The sequence below is a fragment of the Nonomuraea sp. NPDC003707 genome (assembly GCF_053587055.1).
This window is the reverse complement of the sequence record NZ_JBSFNK010000065.1, coordinates 1-18,878: the sequence shown is the minus strand read 5'-3', so window position 1 is coordinate 18,878 and position 18,878 is coordinate 1. Positions and strand designations below refer to the sequence as shown.

The following is an 18,878-nucleotide window of genomic DNA, read 5'->3' as shown; positions in this document are numbered from 1 at the left end:
GCCGCCCCCATCGACCTGCCCGCCTGGTGTCACCTCACCGGCCACCCCCACCTCGGCGCCGTGCCCGGCCGCGACTCATACCCGCGTCCACGTCCGAGCCGGTCCCGGAACCGATGCTCAAGCGTTCTCGCCTTCCGAGAGGCCTGGACGCGGGAGGCGGCCCGCTTCCGCGTCATCGTCCTCCGGTGCCGCGTTCGGCCGCCTCCGCCAGCCACTGGCCGCTGTCGACCAGTTCCTGCCGCTGCTCGGGGCCGATCGCATCGCCGAGGCGCATGACGAGATGCGTACCCTCCTTCATCAGGGCTCGGACGCGCTCGACCCGATCACCGCGCTTCGCCTCGTGCAGCTCGTCGATGATCTCCTGCAGCCGGTCCGAGGACGGGGACCGGCGAAACGTCTCGATCTCCTTGGTCAGCTTCCCGAGAGCGGGGTCGGCGGCGGCGGATTCCGTCAGAGCGGCGTGGTCGTCGAGCAACTGGGAGATGCGTCGGTGGTCACCCTTGGTCCTCGCCCCTCGAAGCTGCGCGAGGAGCAGCGCGAGCTCGTGGCGTACCGCGTCCATGGACACCCGGACCGGCGGGTCGCCACCGAGCGCCCGTGTCGTCTCTCGCCGGGCAGCCGGCGCAGGGCTCGGCCGGTGGGCCTGCGTCCTGGCATGCGCCCAGCGATCCACCTCGATGACCTTGGCACGTTCGGAGCGGAATTCCCTGCGGGTCAGCTCGCTGAGAAGGGCCCGGTGGGCGTCGAGCATGGCCAGGACCTCGTCGTGCCGACCCGCGTTCCTGGCCTTGCGGAGCTCGGCGATGAGGGTGGTCAGCCTGTGCCGGATCAGCTCGTCCGGCGCGGGGGCCTTGTCCGCCTCCGGCTCGGGCGGGTTGAGCGGGGTGACGCCCGCGCTGAAGATCGTCCATGTCGGGACGGGATGTCCTTCCACCCCGGCGGCGTCGACCGAGGCTGGCTCTACCAGCGCGTACGGCTCGCCGACCACGAAAACATCATGGCCGGGCAGCGCGAGGCGGGCTTTGATCGGCTCGCGTTCGCCCACGACGACCTCGATCGCCGCGACATGGGAGTGAGGCAGGACATCAGGCCTGGTGACCGGCTCCTGAGGGCGGACGACGACGTCCTTGACCGCCAGGGGGAAACCGGGCGGCGTTGTGGCGCGGCCGCCGGTTCGGGTGTTGCGGAGTAACGGGGTGACGAGCCCTTTGTCGGTGAACTCGCAATCGTTCAGGCTGCTCCATTCGAGGTCGCCGTCGCGGGTCTCGGTGCCGACCATGACTGCCCTCACGCCGTTTCTTCCCTCCGCGCAGCGGACATGCAACGCGTAGCCGTCGCGCTCCAGCAGATGGCGGCCGGTTCTGGTCGCCGTGGGGCCGACCATCCAATTCACGTGCTCGAACTGGGCATGCAGGAGTTCGTCCTGCTCCGCCCATTCGGCGGGGGTGAGGTTGACGAACTGAACCTTGACGACCGACCTGCTCCTGCGGCGGCGTACGAGAAGGTCGGTGCAGCGCTCCTTGTCCATCCGGCCGTCGAAGCGCTGCTGTTCGCCCATGCGGGACGTCAGGCCGCGATGAATGAAGAGATGGTCGGCGCTTTCGATTCCGCCCCGGCGTTCACAGGCGGGGGCCATTCCCTCCGGGTCGGGAAGATGCGCGAAATGGCAGACCCGGTCACCGTAGAGTTTGGCGGTGAGCCGCCATCCGCAACCCCCGAGCCACAATCCGCAGTAGAACGCCTTTCCGCGATACCGGGACAGATACCAGTCCGCCTCTTTCCGGTCCGTCGGGAGGGAGAGCGGATGGTCGGAGTCGGGGCTGTCGAGTACTGCGGTCTGCACGCGGCGATTGTCTGGAGCCATACGGCCTCCCGGTGAGATACCGATGCGGGGAATCGCACATTACTCGTGACAGCCGCGCGCTGGGATCCGGAAATGGCTCCCATGCGATCTGGCGTGTCTCCTTCAGCGTCCCGCGTGGATGTGACCCGCCCACTCCAGCGGCCGGCCAGGTGCCATGTCCCGCCTGTGCCGGATCGTGTCGTGCAGCGCATGGGGAGCGGCGTCGACGTCCAGGCCGCGCTCGGCCAGTCGCCGGTAGAACTCGTTCGAGATCACCGCTGCCTTCTGGTCGTCGATCGGCCACAGGGTGCCAATGGCGTGCGGGAACCCGGCGAGCATGAAGGCCGACGTGATGTGTACGGCCTCATCCGGCACGCGGGTGCTCGGATCACCGGTGTTGCAGGCCGACAGGTAGGCCAGCCCGGCCCCGTCGAGATCGAGCCGGGCGATGTCCGCGACCGTCAGCGGGTCGGCGTCGGAGAGCATCAGGGCGCTTTGGGAGGGGGCGTCCCATCGGCTGACGCCGTGGCAGGCGAAGTGGGCGATCGCATGCTCGGGCAGGTCCGCCAGCACCTTCTCGCGGATCGCGTGCCCGCCCTCCAGCACGGTGACAGCGGGCATGAGACCGGTGATGCCGTCCCTTTCCGACGTGACCCCGGGCAGCGGGTCCATACCCGGCGTGGCTGGCACGGCGACGACGAGCGTTCTCGGCGTGCCGTTCCGGCGCCCGCGGCCGCGGGCGTGCTGCAGGGCGCGAAGCGTCGGCGTGTAGGACGACATCACGCGATCGAGGACGGCGTTCAAGTGACCGTGGTGGCCGGCGGCGTGCAGGGGAAGCAGGGCCATGCCTCCGAGAGGGCACCACCACACGCGCGGCCAGGCGGCGCCGGGAGGCGGCGGGGAGGTGTGACCGAGCGCCCGCAGCACCGGATCGGCCACGACGTCCCAGAGCCAGCCGAGGACGGACAGGATCGCCTGGTCGGCTTGCTCGCGTTCGCTGAGGGTGGCGTAGGGGTCCGGGTCGGTCGCCGCCAGGAAGGACTGGATCCTGGCTACCGTCTCCCGCCCCGTCAGGCCCGGGAGCGGTACGTGGCGGACCCGCGACGGCCCTTCGATCAGCAGCGCGTAACCGTCGTCGCGGAACAGCCCGATCACGACGACAGGACCGTCGAAGTGCGCCAGGTCGGGGGCGGGCGGCGGCCGGAGGAACGTCGTGAAGCCGTCCAGCGCGCGGATGCGGGCCAGGACAGCGTGCCAGCGTCCTGCCAGCAGTGACCGCTCGCTCAGCGTGGCCGCCTCGGCCGGGTCCGTGGCGGCCCCCGCGCCGTCCGGGGACCTCTCGAACAGACGGCGCAGCGTGTCCACTTCTTCGACGAGGCCGGGCGCCACCTCCCGCAGACGTCTGAGGTCGCGTTGCACGGCGATCGACTCAGCCGCGAGCACGCCCCTGCAGCGTTCGATCAGCTCGACCGCCTTGTCCGGGAGCCTGAGCGTCAGAGCTGTGCCGGCCGCGATCGCGGCGAGGCCGGAGACCGGCTCCAGCCCGTACTCGCGGTCGAGCCGCCGTCCGTCGTGCGGGGCGAGCGCGGGCAGGAGGGTTTCGACGGCGTAGTCGACCGCCTCCAGCGCCTTGGCGGGACGGCCGGCGTCGAGCTCGGAGAGCGTCCAAGCCGCCACGGCCAGCATCCGGGAGTACGCCGGCGCCGAATCCAGGGTCGCGCCCCGGCGCGCCGTCTCGGCGGCCTCGTCCAGCAGTCCCGGCTCGTTCGTGTTCGCCTGCAGCGTGTACAGGCTGCTCGCGAGATTGACCAGGCAGTCGCCCATCTCCTGGTGATCGCCCCGGGCCACCGCCGCACGCCCGATCTCGACGGCTTCGCGGAGGTGGTCGACGTCGCCGCTGTGCTCGCCGAGTTCCCGTAAGCACCCGCACAGGTTGGAAAGGAGTTGCTGCCTCGGCACGTACTGGGCGGCCGGACCGGTGGCGGCCCGATACGCTTCACGGGACCGGTCGACCGCCTCGGCCAGCGTGTCCAGGTCTCCCGTCAGACCCCACAGGTCGTGCAGGGCGGTGGCGAGGTTGGCCAGCACCATCGGTTTCATCACCAGGTCGTCGGCGGCCGCGACGACCGCCGCGCGCGCGGCGGCGATCGTCCGCTCCAGGACCCGGGGCTCGCGGGTCCGCTGGTACAGCCAGCGCAGGGCGGTCGCGTGGTTGTTCAGGACGTTCGGATGTTCGGGCCAGTCCTCGCTCGTCAGACGGACGGCCTGCTCTGCCCGGTCCACGGCCTCGTGGAGCAGATCGACCTGCCGGGTACGCCAATACAGGCGTAGCAGGCAAACGCTCAGGTTGGACAGGTACAGGCCGCGCAGATGCGCGTCCACGGCCGCGGCGCAGGCGGCTCGGGCGAGGGCGATGGCCTCACGCAGCGGTTCGAGCAGCCCGGTCCGCTCGTATTCCGCGCGCAGCGCGAGGACGAGGTTGGTCTGGCACTGGCTCAGGCGGACGCTCTCCGGCGGGGCGGCCCGGACGGCCTGCCGGGCGCACTGGACGGCCTCTTCGAGCGGTGCCGCGACGCGGGTGCGCTCGTACAGGCGGGTGAGCGCCACGCAGAGGAACGACAAGGGCTCGTCGGCGTTGACCGTGCCGTAGGCGATGGCCTGACGGTACACCGCTATGGCACGGGTGAGGGTGGCCAGGCTGCCGTTGTGCTCGTGCAGGTGGGAAAGCGTCATGGCGTACTCGAACAGTCGCTGGCCCAGGGCGGGGTGGCCCTGCGGTGTGGTTCGGGCGATCGCGCGGGTCAACTCCAGGGCCTCGATCGCGACGCTTCTGCCGCCGCCGTGATAGGCCAGCTTGCGCAGGGCGATCGCGTAGTTGTCCAAGCGGTCCGTCTCCCCGTCGCCCGGGTCGTGGGCGGCCGCCGCGGCTCCGGCGTCCACGGCTTCGCGGAGCAGGTCCGCCGAGCCCGTCTCGTCGTACAGGTTGCACAGCACACCGCACAGGTTGATCGAGGCGGTGACGTGGTTGGGGGTGCCGGCGGGCGCGACTTGCGTCGCGCGCCGGAACAGTTCCACGGCGGTACGCAGCCCCTCGATGCCGCCGCTCCCGCGGTAGTGCTCGTGCAATTGCTGCGCGGGCCGTATGAGGAGCGCGGCGGGCCGGTCCGGGCTGGTGGAGGGGGCGGCGGCGATACCCTCGCGCAGAGGGGAGGGCACCCGCCGGGGATCGAGGTCGAACAGCAGGCCGAACAGCAGCGCCGCCTGATAGAGGTCCTCGTCCCTGCCCAAGGCGGGATGCGAGTCGCGCAAGGCGTTCTGGCGATGGTTGTACACCTGGCAGACTGTCTCGACGACGTCGAGGTCGGCGTGCGGGCGAGCCGTCGACAGCAGGAGCGCCGCGGTCTCCTCGATGGCCGCGACGTCGAGCACCGCGCCCGCCTCACCGTGCTCCGCCCGCTCGATACGAGCCCGCAGCGCCGCGATCAGCGTCTCACGCATGAGCCAGGCCCCTTCTCGAATCCTGGCAGCATTATCTTCTTCGACCATGACCGCGGGCAGTAGAACGAGAGCATGACGATTCCCCTCGATCAGAAGGTGTCGGTCTTCTGCCGCGAACTGCGCGACCCGGCGCTGGAGGAACTGGCCCGATCCCACGGGATGCACGCCGCCTTCACCAGGATCCGTACGGCGATGGCCGCGGGCACGGTCGGGCCGGCGGCTGAGAGCGACCTCGACGCGCTCGACCACCTGCTCCAGCAGATCGAGGGGCGGCCGCTCTTCGGGTCCTCCCGCGCGTACGAGCCGCTGCCGCTGCGTGGCGATCACGGCGCACAGTGGTGGGCGTGCCCGCGCGGCATCTGCTCCGGGCGCGGCCGGGTACGGCCGTGGCAGGAGCCGCCGCGCTGCGGCATCGACGGACGTGAACTGCCGGCGCGCGCCGCCACGGACGCTCCGTGACCGGCTTCCTGTCAGCGCTCGGCCAGAAGCTGGCCGAACGGTGGATCAATCTGCTCGCCCTGCCCGGCCTGCTGTACCTGGCCGTCGCGGCCGCGGGGACCGCGCTCGGCGCTGAGCACGCGTTCGACGCAGACCTGCTGCGCCGGCGCATCACCACGTGGGCTGCGGACGCCTCCCTGGCCTCTCCGGGCGGCGTGGTCCTCCTCGTCGCCGCGACGGTGGCGGGCGCGACCGCCGTGGGAGTGGTCGCCCAGGGGCTGGGCCGGGGGGTCGCCGCGCTGTGGAGCGCGCGTGGAGTACGGCCGCCCGGCCGCGCCTTGGCGGACTGGCGGCGGCGGCGTTCGCGGCGTGCGAAGGAGAAGGCTGACCGCGACGACGCCGGCGAGCGGGCGGTGCTCAGAGCCATCGCGGCGGCCGACCAGCTGTCCCTGGTCGAGGCCGACAGGCCGACCTGGATGGCCGACCGGCTCAACGCCCTGCACGTCCGCGTCGAGACCGCCTACGGCCTGGACCTGGTCGCCGCCTGGCCACGGCTGTGGCTGCTGCTGCCGGGAGACCGGCGGGCGGAGATCACCACAGCGCGCGACGCCTACACCGCCGCCGCCACGCTGTCGGGGTGGGGCTGGCTGTACCTGGCGCTCACGCCGTGATGGTGGCCGGCCGCGGCGATAGGCGTCTGGCTGCAGGTCTGCGCCGTCCTGCGGGCCCGCCAGGCGATCGCCATGTTCGCCGAGTTGGTCGAGGCTGCCGTGGACCTCCACATCCACGAACTCGACAGCATGCTCAGGCCGCAGTGGCAGGCCGAGACCGGCCGCACTCTGTCACGCTGGATGCGCAAGAGCAGATGGGAGCCGGGCTCTCCACTGGCCGACTGACACGGCCTTCCCCGGCCGAACCCCGGGTCGATGAACTCCACATCGCGATGCTCGGGGAGACGCGGCGGGCGGCGGCCAGGGCAGCGGTTGGGTCGCCGACGGCGTGGACCTGTTCGACGAGGCTACATCTCGTGCCCTTGAGGGACTCAGCCCGCCAACACCGCGACGCCTGGTCTTTTTCCGTGTCCTTTGCTGGGCCGACGGCAGCCTCGGCGGGATCTACGCGTTGGAACGCCTCACACGCGATTCCCCTCGTGACCGCCTCACCATCCGCAACATACTCGCTGCCGTCATCCGCAATCACGACTTCTGTGTCTCCAAGCTAGCGGCGACGCAGTGCACCGCCGGTTTCGGCGACATGATGGTGGCCAGGACGGCCAAGGCCCTTCCGACGGACGTCCAGGCCGCCCTCGCGACCGCCGTCGCCCTCGACGAACCACAGGACGGGACGATCGACCTCTCCGAGACGCGTTTCCCGCGCGTGACCTTTCCCGTGCGCGCAGCTCGGCCGCTCGCGTCGAGCTTCAGCTCCACGGGTTCGCTGAACTCGGCCGTCTCGTACGCCGGGCACACCGGGTGCCGAGGTTGACCGCCATGATGGGCTCCAGGTCGGCCGCATGGGGTCGCCGGACGAACTCGCGGGGTAGCGCACGGTGGTCATGCCGAGCTCCCGGGTGAGCGCGAGGACGTCGCGGCGGGACCCTTCCGCGTCCGCTGCGGGGTGGTCCGGTTCGTGGATGCCGGTATGGACGCAGCGGCCGAGGTGTGCCGGGTGCATCGCTGAGCTCCCGGGACCAGGGTGGGCGTACGTCGAGTCAAGATGTGGGCACCGGAGGACGCAGACCTGGCGCGGGGCGACGGACGCGTCCGGAGCCAGAGAAGGGCCGTGGAGGGAGCGGCCGGAGAGCGCGGACAGATCGATGTGGTCGTCGGTGCGGTTGATGAGGAACCAGTAGTCGTGGGTCCCCGTCGGTGCGTACGGCGAGGTCGACGAGGCTGCGGAGCTCGGGCGGCAGTTACGGAACCGACGCCGGAGGTCTCCAGCAGGCGGGAGAGGAGCACGGTCAGGCCGTCCGGGCGAGCCGGGTGGAGACGCAGGCGGCCGAGCCCGTACCGGCGCGGCGCAGCGTGACGGCGGGGCGTCCGGCGTACTCGCCGGTCTTGTACGTGGAGAGCACCTCGGCCGCGGGGTAGCTCACGACCGTGAACGGAGTATTGACACCCTTCAGGCTGTGACGACGTCTCATCAGGTCGCGGTGCCAGCGCAGGACGGTGTCCGGCCGGACGAGAAGCCGCAGGCGGCGCAGAATCTCGCGCGGCAGCGAGGTCAGGAGAGCGGTGAGAAGGGCCCGGTCCTCGGGCATGAATGTCACTCTGGTGTCAGCGCCGAGTTGGCGTTCAAGGATGGCGATCTGGTGACGCAGGACGAGAATCTCCACGTCCTTGTCCCGATCGCTCATGGGTAGCAGTCGCAGCGCGGCGAAGGCGTTCGTGACGGTCATGTAGGCCAGGCAAAGCAGCACAGCGGATCATCCTGCCGTACGCGCTTCCGTCTCCCGGGTGACCGGAGCCGACGCCGGGCCTGTGCCAACGGCATGGAACGTCGCGTGGAAGTAGCGCAGAAAATACTTTGCGAGCTGCTTGTCGTCGGCCTTCGCCTTGGCGGCGGTGTTGAGGAAGTCCAGAGCACTCCGTACCTCGACCCGCGCCTCGATCTCGGCCTCGTGGCAGTCTTCGGACAGGTCGACGATGACCGCGCTGATCGCTGAGAGGTCTTCGTCTTCCCGGTAGGCAATGGTGAGTCGGAGGAGGATCTTCGGCAGTAGCTTGATCGCTTTGTCGGTCAGCGTACTGGCCTGTAACGGATCTGAGTCCTTGAAGCGCTCTCCCTGGCGGTAGGTGCGGACAGCACGCTTGATGGCGTCGATTTGGGAGGTCGGTAAGTCGTCCAGCGTGAAACGTGGCCGCTTGCTGCCAAAGAACCTCTCGAAGAGCTCGACGAAGGAAGTCTTACCGCTGTTGTTCCTTCCGACGATGAGTGTGGTCGCATCATCGATGCGAATCTTCACCTCTTCGGAGGGCGCGGAAGTTCGTGAATTTGGCGCATACGAGTTGCATCTTTTGTCCTGGATGTCCAGGCTTGGCCGTTTTGGCTGCCCTGAATAGCTGGCGCTTATGAGAAGTATAGAAGCCTGCGATGAAGCAGGGACTTAGGAGACCAGAGCGTCCTAGTACGGCAGCCGCCATTTGCTTTGTGAGCTGGGATGATGAGCCGCTGGCCGATGCGCTCTTGTGATGGCGATCCTGCACAACGAGAGCAGCCGCTCATGATCATGTCTGTGTGAAGAGAACAAGATCGAGAACGGCTGCAGGCCTCATCGTAGAGGCCACGCGGGTGCAGCGGAACACCGATGACCTCATGACCGCGCTGGCACCGATGTTCGCCCGGGTCGAGCCGCGGCTGCAGGCCGCCAAGTACGTCCGGGCGGTGATGTCCGACCTGCCCAAGCGCAACGGCTGGACAATCGCCGAGTGGGTGGGCGACCGCAGCCCCGATGCCACCCAGCGGCTGTTGAACCGCGCCAGCTGGGACACCCCGGGTGCGATGAGCGCCATCCGCCGATTCGTCATCACCCGTCTGGATGCCGCCGCCCGGCCGGACAGCCTGATCGTGGGAGCGCTGGATGAGTCCGGCCAGGAGAAGAAGGGCGTCGCGACTGCGGGCGTGAAGCGCCAGCACATGGGCTGCGCGGGCGGCATCGACAATGGCATCAACACCGTGCACCTGGCCTACGTCCGCGCGGGTGCGGGGCACGCGCTGATCGGTGCGCGGCAGTGGATCCCCGCCGAGCAGATCAACGATCCGATCAAGGCGATCTCCACCGGCCTGCCCCTGGAGCCGGCATTCGCGACCAAGGGCAAGCTGGCCATCGACCTGCTCGTTGACGCCTACGCCGACGATGCGCGCCTGGACTTCGTGGCCGGCGATGAGGTCTACGGCGCCTGCCCTGCCTTGCGCGCCTTCCTGGAAGAGCGCGGCCAGGCCTACGTGCTGCGCATCCGCGCCACCTTCACCCTCACGCTCGGCGGCGGCACCTGCCTGACCTGCGAGCAGATCGTGGCCAAGCACCTCAAGCAGAAACGCACCTGGACCATCCGCTCGGCCGGGAACGGCTCCAAGGGCGAGCGCACCTACGCCTGGGCCTGGATCACCACCGCCAACACGACCCACTATCTGCTGGTCCGCAAGCACCGCACGACCGGAGAGCTGGCCTTCCACTACTGCTTCATCCCCGAAGGCCGGCCCGTCACCCTGGCCCGCTTGGTAGCCGTGGCCGGGCTTCGTTGGCCGGTGGAGGAGTGTTTTGAGTTCGGAAAGGACCTGTTCGGCCTGGATGAGTCCCAGGTCCGCCTCTATCAGGCGATCCTGCGCCACACCGTGCTGGTCATGGCCGCCCTGGCCATCTGCGCGACCAGCGCCGCACAAGCTCGGCGCCGCACCAACACCCAGGCCCCGCCACCCACCAGCCCTGACCAGCGACCACCCGCCGAGCCCGGCATGATCCCGCTGACGGTCGCCGAGATCAAGCGCCTGTTCAACGCCGCCACCACCCGCACACCATCACTGGAACACACCGCCCACTGGTCAGCCTGGCGCCGCCGTCACCAAGCACGTGCCCGCTGGTTCCACCAACGAACACGCCTGGCCACCGCATATATCCAGCTCACCTAACGAATGGCGGCTGCCGTACTAGTCGGGGGTGTACGTACACCGCTACACCGAGCCTTGCTGCGGGGGCGTGGGACGAGATGCCCTGCTGTGACCGCCACGCGAAGCTGCCATGGAGGTCCACGAGCAGTTCCTGGTGCGGTGTCTGCCGTGCCGCATCGACTTGCAACCTTGCTCATCGACAAGAACGACGGCGGCTATCTCGCCGTCTTCGAGGTCATCGACGATGGCGAACGCATCCTGGCGCAGCGGCGCCGCAAGGAGAAGCACCTGAGGTAGATTGCTGCCGCGATCGGATCTGCATGTATCGCGCGAGGAGGCCCCAACCGGATCATCGACCCGGTTGGGGCCTCCTGCTTGCGCCCGGCTCCCGAGCTCCGCTGGATCAAGCGCGGCTGGCCGTAACTGGACGCTGGATGGGAACGTGGTCGGGGAGATCGATGTGAGCATGCCGGGTGGCTAGTCGAGGTGACGCCGATCATGGCCTCGGGCTTTGGAGGCGCGTGCCGGTCAAGAGGCGAGCAGGTCCAGACCGAAGCCGATGATGAACAGCACCACGGCGATCTTGCGGAAGGCGTGCAGCGGGTGGGTCCGGTCGAGCAGGTGCGTGGCGAGGTATCCGGCCAGCAGCGCGGGCACCTCGCGGGCTAGGCCGGGCAGGGCTGCGACGTAGGGCCCCGCCGGCGATAGGAGCGTCAAGAAGCCCGCTATGAGCACGCCATGAAGGAGCATCAACTCCAGCATGGGCCCAGCCATCCAGTGGTAGACGACGCTGCCTAGAAGGGCCACGCAGACCAGCGTGGTCAATCCCCCCCATTTTCTTTCGCTCTGCTCGGACAGGGCTATGTCCTCCGGTGGCAAGTGGTCCTTGAGAAACACGTCGACCTGCTCGCGGATCTGCTCGGCCTCTTTTTTGGACAGTCCGCCACCGGTGCGGGCGTCCAACCCTGCCAGCACCCGCTCGCGGAAGCCGAGATAGTCCTTGGGGGCGAAGGACGCTACTGGGCCGAAGTCGGTCGGCGGGCGGGTATTGAGGAAGAGGACGGGATCCCCGAATAGGCCCCCCACAGGCTGGACGTCGATAAAACTATCGTAGAGTTTGCGCCGCAGAGCCAACAGCCGATGGGAGCGGAGCTTGAGCTGCTGTTGCGCCCTGCGTTCCCGCAGCCGCCGACCGGCTTGCCGTCCCGTGGCGCGCAGCTTGTGGTGATCGAGCAGATCGATAATGGCGACCAGGCCCGCCGCGAACTGCAGCACCTTGCCGATCCGGCCCCATATGAGAACCGGCATGTCCCAAAACAGCGGCAGCGTATCAACCGGTTTGCCGGCAAGCCACAGGCCCCATTGATGGCGAGCCGGCACCACGACCACAACCACACCGGCAACGGCTGAGGCGACGATGATCCAGTTGAACACGCGCCCGCGCGGAGGTGACGGCACCCGGCAATCTTCAGCCCTTATGCGTTCCCTGTCCATCGCAAGGCGCTGACGTGGGGTACCCCGGAAGCGCTTCGACGTCATGGCGTAGCCTGCCAGGTTCGAAGGCAGGTCGTTAGCGCTGTCGTCGCCGATACCCTGGCCTCGGAGCATTGCGCCTGCCGAAAACTACGTCCATGCAGGTCAAGCGGCATGTGAGTACTCGTGAAAGATTCAGCCGAGCCGGTCTTGTCGGCACACATTCAGGTCGATGATCCGCTCTGGATCCGTGATCGGATCGGGGACGGCGCGCAGTGGGGCCGCTTGGTCCAGGGCTTGATGGGCACGGTGCTGGTTGTAAAACCGTTCGTACTCGCGCAGTGCGTGACGCAGGTGGCGCTCATTCCACAGGAGGCAGCGGTCGAGGAGTTCGCGGCGGCAGGACTGCACCCACCGCCCCATGATCGAGTTCATCCGCGGCAGCCGGATGCCAGTGAGCACGGTCTGGATGCCTGCGTCGGCAAGGATCTCCTCCATGAGAGCAGGAAACTTCCCATCCCGATCTCGGATCAAAAAGCGCGCCCGGCAGCCCGCATCTTCGAGATCCATCACCAGATTCCTGATCGCTTGGATGACCCAGCTCGCGCTCGGGTGAGCGGTGGTGCCGAGCACACGAACACGCCGGGTGGCGTGCTCGATCACCGCCAGGATGTACTGCCGCTGGCCGTTGAGAGTGGCTGTCTCGATGAAATCGCAGGCCAGCAGCACGTCGGCTTGTGAGCCTATGAGCGGTTCGGGTATGGCGCCTGTGCTCAGTCCGGCTGCCTCGACGATTGCGCGGAGCGTTCGCTCGTGAGCGTCCGTGAGAACTGTGCGGCATGCCTGGTGTGTGAGTAGGTCTCGCGCCGCGTAGCCGTCACCGGCTGTGCGGATGTGGTGTCCGATCTGAGAGGCTATCGACGCTGCGTCGGGCTGCTGTAGGTCACCCGTGAGGTCGATCATGGTCAGTGCAAGGCGGGTGTGGAAGACGACCAGTTCGTCTACGGGTTCGAGTTCAAGGTAGTGCTGCCGCATGGCGGCGATCTCCGCATGAGCCGGCTTTCCGGCAGCACGGCGGCACAGCGCCCTGAGCAGGAATGTGACATGGCTTGTCAGCCATGTCACAGTCTCGGGCCTGTGTTGAGCTTCCTGTGTAGTCGGCGTTCCCCGTGCCTTGAGCTTGTAATTTCAGGGGCTCAAAGTCCTTGCCTCTTCCCAGAAGCGGTAGTAGCCGATATTGATCATCCGGATGAAACAGCTCGTCTTAACAGTGCTTATCTGTATCATGAGTGTCGGGGTGACCCGCCAGGTAGCTTCGAGCTGGCCGTGGATCTGTCGCATTTGCCCTGGCGCTCCGAGCAGTGCTGTGAGCTTGTCCGTCAGGGCCGTGAACGCGTTGGCGATGAAGTCCGAGGTGCCGGGCTCGGTGTTTTCGATGGTGTCGGTGACTTTGATGCTGATCATCCCGATGTGTTGACCCCAGTGGGTGAAGGTGGCGGTGGGGCTGTTCACTTGCGCCAAGGTTATGGTTTCGACCCCGAGTCCTCGGTAGGGCTCAGGCTCTGGCCAGTTCATGTGTGCGCAGAAGCGGTTGGCGTCGAGGTGTTCCCAGGTCCATGGGAAATTGCGGCCCGTGTCGGCGATGGCTTCTGCGGTGGCAAGGTCTACGCGGGAGCCGGATGGGGTCGGTTGGGCCGTCCGCTGTACGGCCCCAGACGGGCCTGCCGGTTCCCGGCTGGCGAGGTCTAGGCGGGGGGTGGATGGGATCTGCTGGCTGGGGTGCTGTGCGGTCTCGGGAGTGACCGTCAGTTCCCAGTCGAGCTTCCACAGGATGGCGTCCGGCTCGAACAACCCGCCTGCGGAGATCATCATTCGAGCATCGTCGGTGATGCCGAAACCGCCCACAAATTCGCGGTGCGCCTCGATCTCTCTGATGCGGCGTCCGGTGTTGACGTCCCAGACCCTGAGGCGCCCGTCGGTGCCTGCGGAGACCGCGAACGCCGCGTCCTGGGTGAACCGCAGTGTCGTTGCCCATCCGGCGAACGGCTCGAACTCGCGGACAAAGGCACCGTTCCGCGCGTCCCAGACCCGGATCGTCGGGTCCTCGCGGGCGCCGGAACTGATGACGAGCCGTGCGTCGGCACTGATATCGACAGCCATCACGTAGGCCGAATGGGGCAGGACGTGCAGGCACACGGCCCGCTCCAAGTCCCAGATACGGGCGGTACCGTCCCACGCGCCGGACACGGCGATGCCGCCGTTTCGGGCGACCGCCAGGTCCACGACCTCCTTGGTGTGAGCCTTCAGCGCGGCAACTTCGCACCACGCCTGCACGTCCCACACCCGCACCGAGCCGTCGTAGCCGCCGATGAGGAGTCTCTGCCCTGCCTCCCCATAGTGCTGTAGGGCCCGGACCCCGATGTCCAGGGTCTGCGAGGCCATGGCACCAATGCCCGGCCGCCACAGGTTGAGGCGGCTGCGGCGGCCGTGGCCGTAGTCGTCCAAATCTCGTCTCTCGTCTACGACGTAGAGGACCTGGCCGCCGTCAGGGCTCGGCGCGATCCCTCGCACCATGCTGTCGGTCCCACCCGCGACGCGATGAGCTGCGATGATTCGTCGGGTCTCCAGGTCCCAGAGCAGGATTTCGCGGTCTTGAGACAAGACGTCGTGCCGCGAGTCGGTGAGCGTCGCAGCCACGTTCCCGTTTCTGGAGACGGCGAGGTGCGACATCTCGCCGACCGCGAGCTTGCCCATCGGCCAGATGGCCCGCAGCCCGGTACGGCTCGTCCGCCTTGCCAGTTCGTCCCATGCCTTCAGGGCTCGCTGAGCCCGTTCGTGGCCGGGGATCTGGCGTGCCAAGGTCAGCAGATCCAGCGTTTGGCGGCGGTCATCGGCGGCCAGGGCACGCTCAGCCTGCTCGGTGAGGGCGAGGGCTTCGCGGGCCGCGCCGTCGAGTTCGTTGATATGTCGTGGCTTGCACAGTTGCGCCGGCGCCGCATAGGAGTCTGGGAGTCGCCAGATACGGACGTCGTGGTCCTTGCCGACCGACAATCCGATCTCGCCGCGGTTCGGTAGCCCTGGGTAGGATGCGAAGCGGACGTCGCACACCTCGCCGACGTGGCCGCGAAAGGTGCGCACGCAGCGGCCAGTACGCACCTCCCAGTAGCGCACGGTTTCGTCTTGCGAGCCGGATAGCAGGAACCGCGCGTCCGGGGAGAACGCCAGGTTGTCGATGGCCTTTTCGTGGCCGGATAGGGTCTGTCGGCACCGTCCCGTGTGCACGTCCCAGATCCGGATGGTGGGGACTAGCGTGCCTGCGGTCGCCGCGAGCGTTCCGTCGTCGCTGAAACACAGTGCGGTCATCGCGAACGGTTTGTCGATGGTGAGCCGCCGCAGCAGACGTCCGGCCCTGGTGTCCCACACCTCCGTGTCGGTCCCATATGCATGGCTGACCAGCAGCGTCTGCCCATCCGGCGACAGGGCGAGAGTGACGAGGTACTCGTCCGGTCGGCTCAGGGTATGCAGGTGTCGCCCAGTCAGCAGGTCCCACACCTGGACGCGGTTGTCGGCATCGGTCCAGACTCCGATTCGCGCGTCGGCGCTGATCCCGACGAGTACGCGTCCCCGCTCGCGCCGTCCGGCGCGGAACGTTCGCAGGCAGCGGCCGCTGTCGAGGTCCCACAGCCGGACCGTGCGGTCGAAGGCGCCGGTGAGCGCGTGCTTGCCGTCCGGGGTGAGCTGGATGTCATGCCCCGGCGCATTGTGACCCTTGAGCTGCATGACTCCCCGAACCCGTTGTTCCGTGTCCCCCTGCCATAGCAGGATCGAGCCGTCGATGCAGCCGATCAGGGTCTTGCTGGCGTCCCTGGATATCCGGATGGCGCGTTCAGCCGAGTCCAGGGGCCGCTGTCCGTTGGGGAACGGCGGCAGGCCGAAGACCTGGGGGTTCGGCGCGTTCTTCCAAGGGGTCGGGAGCACGACAATGAGGCTGTCAGACGTGTCGGAGGTGTCAGATACCTCAGTTGCCTTGGCCCGGTTCCCGCGTTCCTCCTGTACGTGCGCGAGGAGTAGGCGGATCTCTGCGGTGTACCCGGTGTCCGTGCTGATGGATTCGAGGTTTGCGATAAGATCTTCGTCAGTGAGCGCACCGCGTCGCCAGCGGATGAGGCCGAAATTGTAGGTGGCGAATACGTGTCGCGGGTCGATTCGCAAGGCCTCGGCGAACGCGTTGTCCGCTTCCGTCAGCTTGCCGAGGTCGCGCAGGGAAAGCGCTCGGTTGTTGAATTCGTCAGCGCGCAGGTCTGCGTCGGTCGGTCGGGGGCGCGGGTATGCGGATCCGGTGATGTCGGCATAGATGTCAGTGAGTTCGTTGGCGATCTCGGCCATCGAACCCGGCCGGTGCGCGGGATCCGCCCCCAGGCACTCGCGCAGCAGCGTGGCCACAGGCGGCGGCATCGGGGGAAGCCCCACCTCGGCAGGCCCTTCGTGGAGATAATCATCCAGCGCGTTGCCTGCCTGGTCGCCTGTCCTCCAGGTCCGCTCACCTGTGAACATCTCCAGCACCGATACGGCGAGGCTGTAGACATCGGTACGTACTGTCAGCGGCTCTCCTCGCCCCTGCTCGGGTGAGGCATAGTGGTTGGTACCGGTGGCGGTGCTCACCAGCGAGCCAGCGTCGCCAGGCACAGCACGGCGGGAGTTCGTCGGCAGCAGGGTGCTGCCCGGGAACGCCCGAGCCAATCCGAAGTCGGTGACCTTGATGGTGAGGCCTGAGCCAGACGGTTCAGGCTGCACCAGGAGGTTGGCAGGTTTCACGTCCCGGTGAACCAGGCCGCGGCTGTGCGCGTGATTCAGCCCCCAAGCGCATTGGATGGCGACGTCCAGGACACGCAAGGTCGCCGCGGTCGCCGTCAAATCGGCATAGAGTTGACGCGTCTCGATCCAGTTCCCCAGGCTGCCGCCGGCAACGTATTCGGCGAATACCGTCGGCGTGCTGGCGAGGACACGAACGTAGTGGCAGGAGCAGATGTTGGGATGCAGACCCAGCGAAACCCATGCCTCCGCTTCGTCGATGAACCGCTTGCGCTGCGCGGCATCTGACATGGCCGCCGGGTCGGGGCGTTTGAGGGCCAAGTCGACGTTCCACTGCAGATGCTTGGCCTGGTAGACGACCCCGTGCGCGCCTGCTCCGACCATTTCCCTCACCTCATAGCGGCCATCGAGGACCAACCCTTCAGGCCATGGGGCGCCAGCGACTCCGTGTGTCTCAGAAGTCATCGCCGAGCATCTCCAGGTCCTGGGGGATCACGGTGGCGTTCACCAGCAACGCGTTGATCAGGTTGACGTTGAGCTTGTTGCCCACGGGTTCGCCCACCTCCTCACGAAGCAGGCCGCTGACCGGGTTCGAACCGTGTGCCAGGCGAAGGCGAAGATCCGCGATCACGTGTTCGACCTTCTTGTCCGTCCACTGCCGGTCAGGATCTACACGGCGCAGGTCGATCGCCGATTGGCCCCATGACACTGGCTGGGGATTGGGTTCCTGGCGGAGGTACCGCTGGGCCAGGATCGTGACGGCAAGCCGTTCCTTCGGGCTTAGATCGTAGACGTCCGGATCGCCGGTCGGGCTTTCAGAATCCATGCGCCGTGCCACTCCATCGGTGCCACCTCCGATGACGTGCACCTCGAGCAGGTGCGATCTGCGGTTGGTCGTCTCGATGGTCAGTGGGGTGTACCCGACCCTCATTCGAATCTCGTGATCTTGAAGGAGCATGCGCCCATCTGGCCGAAGGATGGGCAGCGTGCCCACGCAGCGAAGCCACCAATCGCGCCCGTCGCAGGTGAACACGCCATGCAGGCGACTCACCATGATGTCGTCCGCGCCCAACGTCACGTGGACGTCATCGGCCGCGCGACCGAAATGTAGGGTGAACCTGCGCTGCGGTACCGCGTACCCCCCGTACTCGGACCTGACCAGGATCGACCCCGGTGGCGGCTGCGCTCCGTTGCCGTGAAGGGGGGTACCCGGCGGGATTATGCGCGGAGGAAACCCTGATCCCATGACTTTCTCCTTGCGGGCCTCGCAGCGGAAGATACCGTCAGTCACCGTAAGGTGTGCCACAGGGGACTGGTCCCCGCTGGGCCGCGCCTCTTGCCCCCTAGATCATGTTGATGATACGTCGGGACTGGTCTCGCCGTCCCAATGTTGCAATCAACGCATGAAGAAGCGGAACAAACTGTACGCGGCCGCCGGCGTGGCGGTCGGTATCGCTTTCAGCGCACTCGCGGTGAGCGATGCGTGCGGAGGTAACTCCGGAAACGCACTCCACGAATTGCTCAACGCCGTAATGAGCTGGACGGCCAGTGGCGTGCTGGCCTACTTGGACCAGAATGGTAATGACCACGCAGACGACGACCGGTGAGAGACGACAGAGGCACAAACTAAGGGCCCGGCACGACCGGACACACCTCGGTAGTGGCCAAACGCGCAGTTCGCCGCTCCCGAGGCCGGAGTGTCAGCGGCGGCCCGGCAGTTGGATCTCAGGCAGGCATGTACGCATCGGGAGCTGCCGCTGTCATCGCTGTCGCCACTGGCCGATCACATCAGAACCGCCTCGGCGTCCTAAGATCTGCGCCACTCCCGACGCCACGGAGATCATCGAGTTGTGTACAGGTTGGAGCACGTGCCGAGCACTGCACCTTCATCTATAGATGGTGCCGACGTGGCTGGAGCGCGAAATCCATTTCGGGAAGCCGCGACGCCATGATCGAATATGACGGCCGCCGTGCTCGGTGCGTGCTCGTACGCCCCGCCACGCGTCGTCAGAACCCGGCACTGCCGGACACGCAAAGCGCGCTGAGGCGGCGCGAAATGCCATCAAACGGCACTGTGCGACACTAAAGATCTTGCTTCTAATCCGATGGTTGCAGTGCTCGCAACTCCGATGTCTGCGCTTTCGAGACGTGTCGAGACGAAGCTTGATCTAGTCTTTACGTTCGATCGCGTTGGCGGCCAATTCGA

The 18,878-nt window shown here is 67.3% G+C and carries 14 protein-coding genes and 1 pseudogene; 6 read left to right on the top strand and 9 right to left on the bottom strand.

Annotated elements, in window-relative coordinates; all coding sequences use genetic code 11:
- Positions 1-172: 172 nt before the first annotated feature.
- The gene (locus ACWDRB_RS63505) at positions 173-1,843 is read right to left on the bottom strand and encodes a hypothetical protein (protein ID WP_449911794.1); all 1,671 of its coding nucleotides are present in this window, start codon (positions 1,841-1,843) and stop codon (positions 173-175) included.
- 123 nt (positions 1,844-1,966) lie between these two features.
- Positions 1,967-5,341, bottom strand: coding sequence for a CHAT domain-containing protein (locus ACWDRB_RS63500; RefSeq protein ID WP_449911792.1), 3,375 nt, complete (start codon positions 5,339-5,341; stop codon positions 1,967-1,969).
- 72 nt (positions 5,342-5,413) lie between these two features.
- Between ACWDRB_RS63500 and ACWDRB_RS63495 the strand changes: the two genes are divergently transcribed.
- The 4 genes from ACWDRB_RS63495 to ACWDRB_RS63480 all read left to right on the top strand — a co-directional run bounded on the left by ACWDRB_RS63495 (position 5,414) and on the right by ACWDRB_RS63480 (position 7,264).
- Positions 5,414-5,800 carry a hypothetical protein gene (locus ACWDRB_RS63495; protein ID WP_449911790.1) on the top strand — a complete coding sequence of 129 codons (387 nt, stop codon included), beginning with the start codon at positions 5,414-5,416 and terminating at the stop codon, positions 5,798-5,800.
- Positions 5,797-6,450, top strand: coding sequence for a hypothetical protein (locus tag ACWDRB_RS63490; protein ID WP_449911788.1), 654 nt, complete (start codon positions 5,797-5,799; stop codon positions 6,448-6,450). The genes ACWDRB_RS63495 and ACWDRB_RS63490 overlap by 4 nt, the downstream gene beginning before the upstream one ends.
- Positions 6,451-6,522: 72 nt before the next feature.
- Entirely contained in the window at positions 6,523-6,675 is a 153-nt protein-coding gene (locus ACWDRB_RS63485; protein WP_449911786.1) for a hypothetical protein, read from the top strand.
- Positions 6,676-6,778: 103 nt separating this feature from the next.
- Positions 6,779-7,264: a hypothetical protein gene (locus ACWDRB_RS63480; protein ID WP_449911820.1), complete on the top strand. Its 486-nt coding sequence runs from the start codon at positions 6,779-6,781 to the stop codon at positions 7,262-7,264.
- Between the two features lie 42 nt (positions 7,265-7,306).
- On the opposite strand, the pseudogene ACWDRB_RS63475 reads toward ACWDRB_RS63480, so the two are convergent.
- From ACWDRB_RS63475 to ACWDRB_RS63465, 3 genes and pseudogenes are all read right to left on the bottom strand, one after another.
- Positions 7,307-7,441: pseudogene (locus ACWDRB_RS63475) on the bottom strand (alpha-L-arabinofuranosidase); the annotation flags it as partial.
- A gap of 298 nt (positions 7,442-7,739) precedes the next feature.
- Positions 7,740-8,177: a beta-galactosidase trimerization domain-containing protein gene (locus tag ACWDRB_RS63470; RefSeq protein ID WP_449911784.1), complete on the bottom strand. Its 438-nt coding sequence runs from the start codon at positions 8,175-8,177 to the stop codon at positions 7,740-7,742.
- 27 nt (positions 8,178-8,204) lie between these two features.
- Entirely contained in the window at positions 8,205-8,744 is a 540-nt protein-coding gene (locus tag ACWDRB_RS63465; RefSeq protein ID WP_449911782.1) for an AAA family ATPase, read from the bottom strand.
- A gap of 326 nt (positions 8,745-9,070) precedes the next feature.
- On the opposite strand from ACWDRB_RS63465, the gene ACWDRB_RS63460 reads away from it, so the two are divergent.
- Positions 9,071-10,408: an IS701 family transposase gene (locus tag ACWDRB_RS63460; RefSeq protein ID WP_449911781.1), complete on the top strand. Its 1,338-nt coding sequence runs from the start codon at positions 9,071-9,073 to the stop codon at positions 10,406-10,408.
- A gap of 507 nt (positions 10,409-10,915) precedes the next feature.
- On the opposite strand, the gene ACWDRB_RS63455 is transcribed toward ACWDRB_RS63460, so the two are convergent.
- The 4 genes from ACWDRB_RS63455 to ACWDRB_RS63440 all read right to left on the bottom strand — a co-directional run bounded on the left by ACWDRB_RS63455 (position 10,916) and on the right by ACWDRB_RS63440 (position 17,750).
- A complete protein-coding gene (locus tag ACWDRB_RS63455) occupies positions 10,916-11,995 on the bottom strand; it encodes a hypothetical protein (protein ID WP_449911779.1) in 1,080 nt (359 codons plus the stop codon).
- Positions 11,996-12,055: 60 nt separating this feature from the next.
- Entirely contained in the window at positions 12,056-12,985 is a 930-nt protein-coding gene (locus ACWDRB_RS63450) for an integrase core domain-containing protein (RefSeq protein ID WP_449911777.1), read from the bottom strand.
- Positions 12,986-13,048: 63 nt separating this feature from the next.
- Complete coding sequence (locus tag ACWDRB_RS63445; protein ID WP_449911775.1) at positions 13,049-17,137, bottom strand: DUF6301 family protein; 4,089 nt, start codon at positions 17,135-17,137, stop codon at positions 13,049-13,051.
- The gene (locus ACWDRB_RS63440) at positions 17,127-17,750 is read right to left on the bottom strand and encodes a hypothetical protein (RefSeq protein WP_449911773.1); all 624 of its coding nucleotides are present in this window, start codon (positions 17,748-17,750) and stop codon (positions 17,127-17,129) included. The genes ACWDRB_RS63445 and ACWDRB_RS63440 overlap by 11 nt, the downstream gene beginning before the upstream one ends.
- Positions 17,751-18,075: 325 nt before the next feature.
- Between ACWDRB_RS63440 and ACWDRB_RS63435 the strand changes: the two genes are divergently transcribed.
- Positions 18,076-18,279 (top strand): hypothetical protein, encoded by a 204-nt coding sequence (locus ACWDRB_RS63435; protein WP_449911771.1) that lies wholly within the window; start codon positions 18,076-18,078, stop codon positions 18,277-18,279.
- Positions 18,280-18,878 lie beyond the last annotated feature (599 nt).

What these genes read in the sequence shown, in the direction of transcription:
- ACWDRB_RS63455 (WP_449911779.1), bottom strand. Translation starts at nt 11,995, where the DNA reads ATGCTCCGAGGCCAGGGTATCGGCGACGACAGCGCTAACGACCTGCCT.
- ACWDRB_RS63495 (WP_449911790.1), top strand. Translation starts at nt 5,414, where the DNA reads ATGACGATTCCCCTCGATCAGAAGGTGTCGGTCTTCTGCCGCGAACTG.
- ACWDRB_RS63485 (WP_449911786.1), top strand. Translation starts at nt 6,523, where the DNA reads ATGTTCGCCGAGTTGGTCGAGGCTGCCGTGGACCTCCACATCCACGAA.
- ACWDRB_RS63435 (WP_449911771.1), top strand. Translation starts at nt 18,076, where the DNA reads ATGAAGAAGCGGAACAAACTGTACGCGGCCGCCGGCGTGGCGGTCGGT.
- ACWDRB_RS63470 (WP_449911784.1), bottom strand. Translation starts at nt 8,177, where the DNA reads ATGACCGTCACGAACGCCTTCGCCGCGCTGCGACTGCTACCCATGAGC.
- ACWDRB_RS63500 (WP_449911792.1), bottom strand. Translation starts at nt 5,341, where the DNA reads ATGCGTGAGACGCTGATCGCGGCGCTGCGGGCTCGTATCGAGCGGGCG.
- ACWDRB_RS63445 (WP_449911775.1), bottom strand. Translation starts at nt 17,137, where the DNA reads ATGACTTCTGAGACACACGGAGTCGCTGGCGCCCCATGGCCTGAAGGG.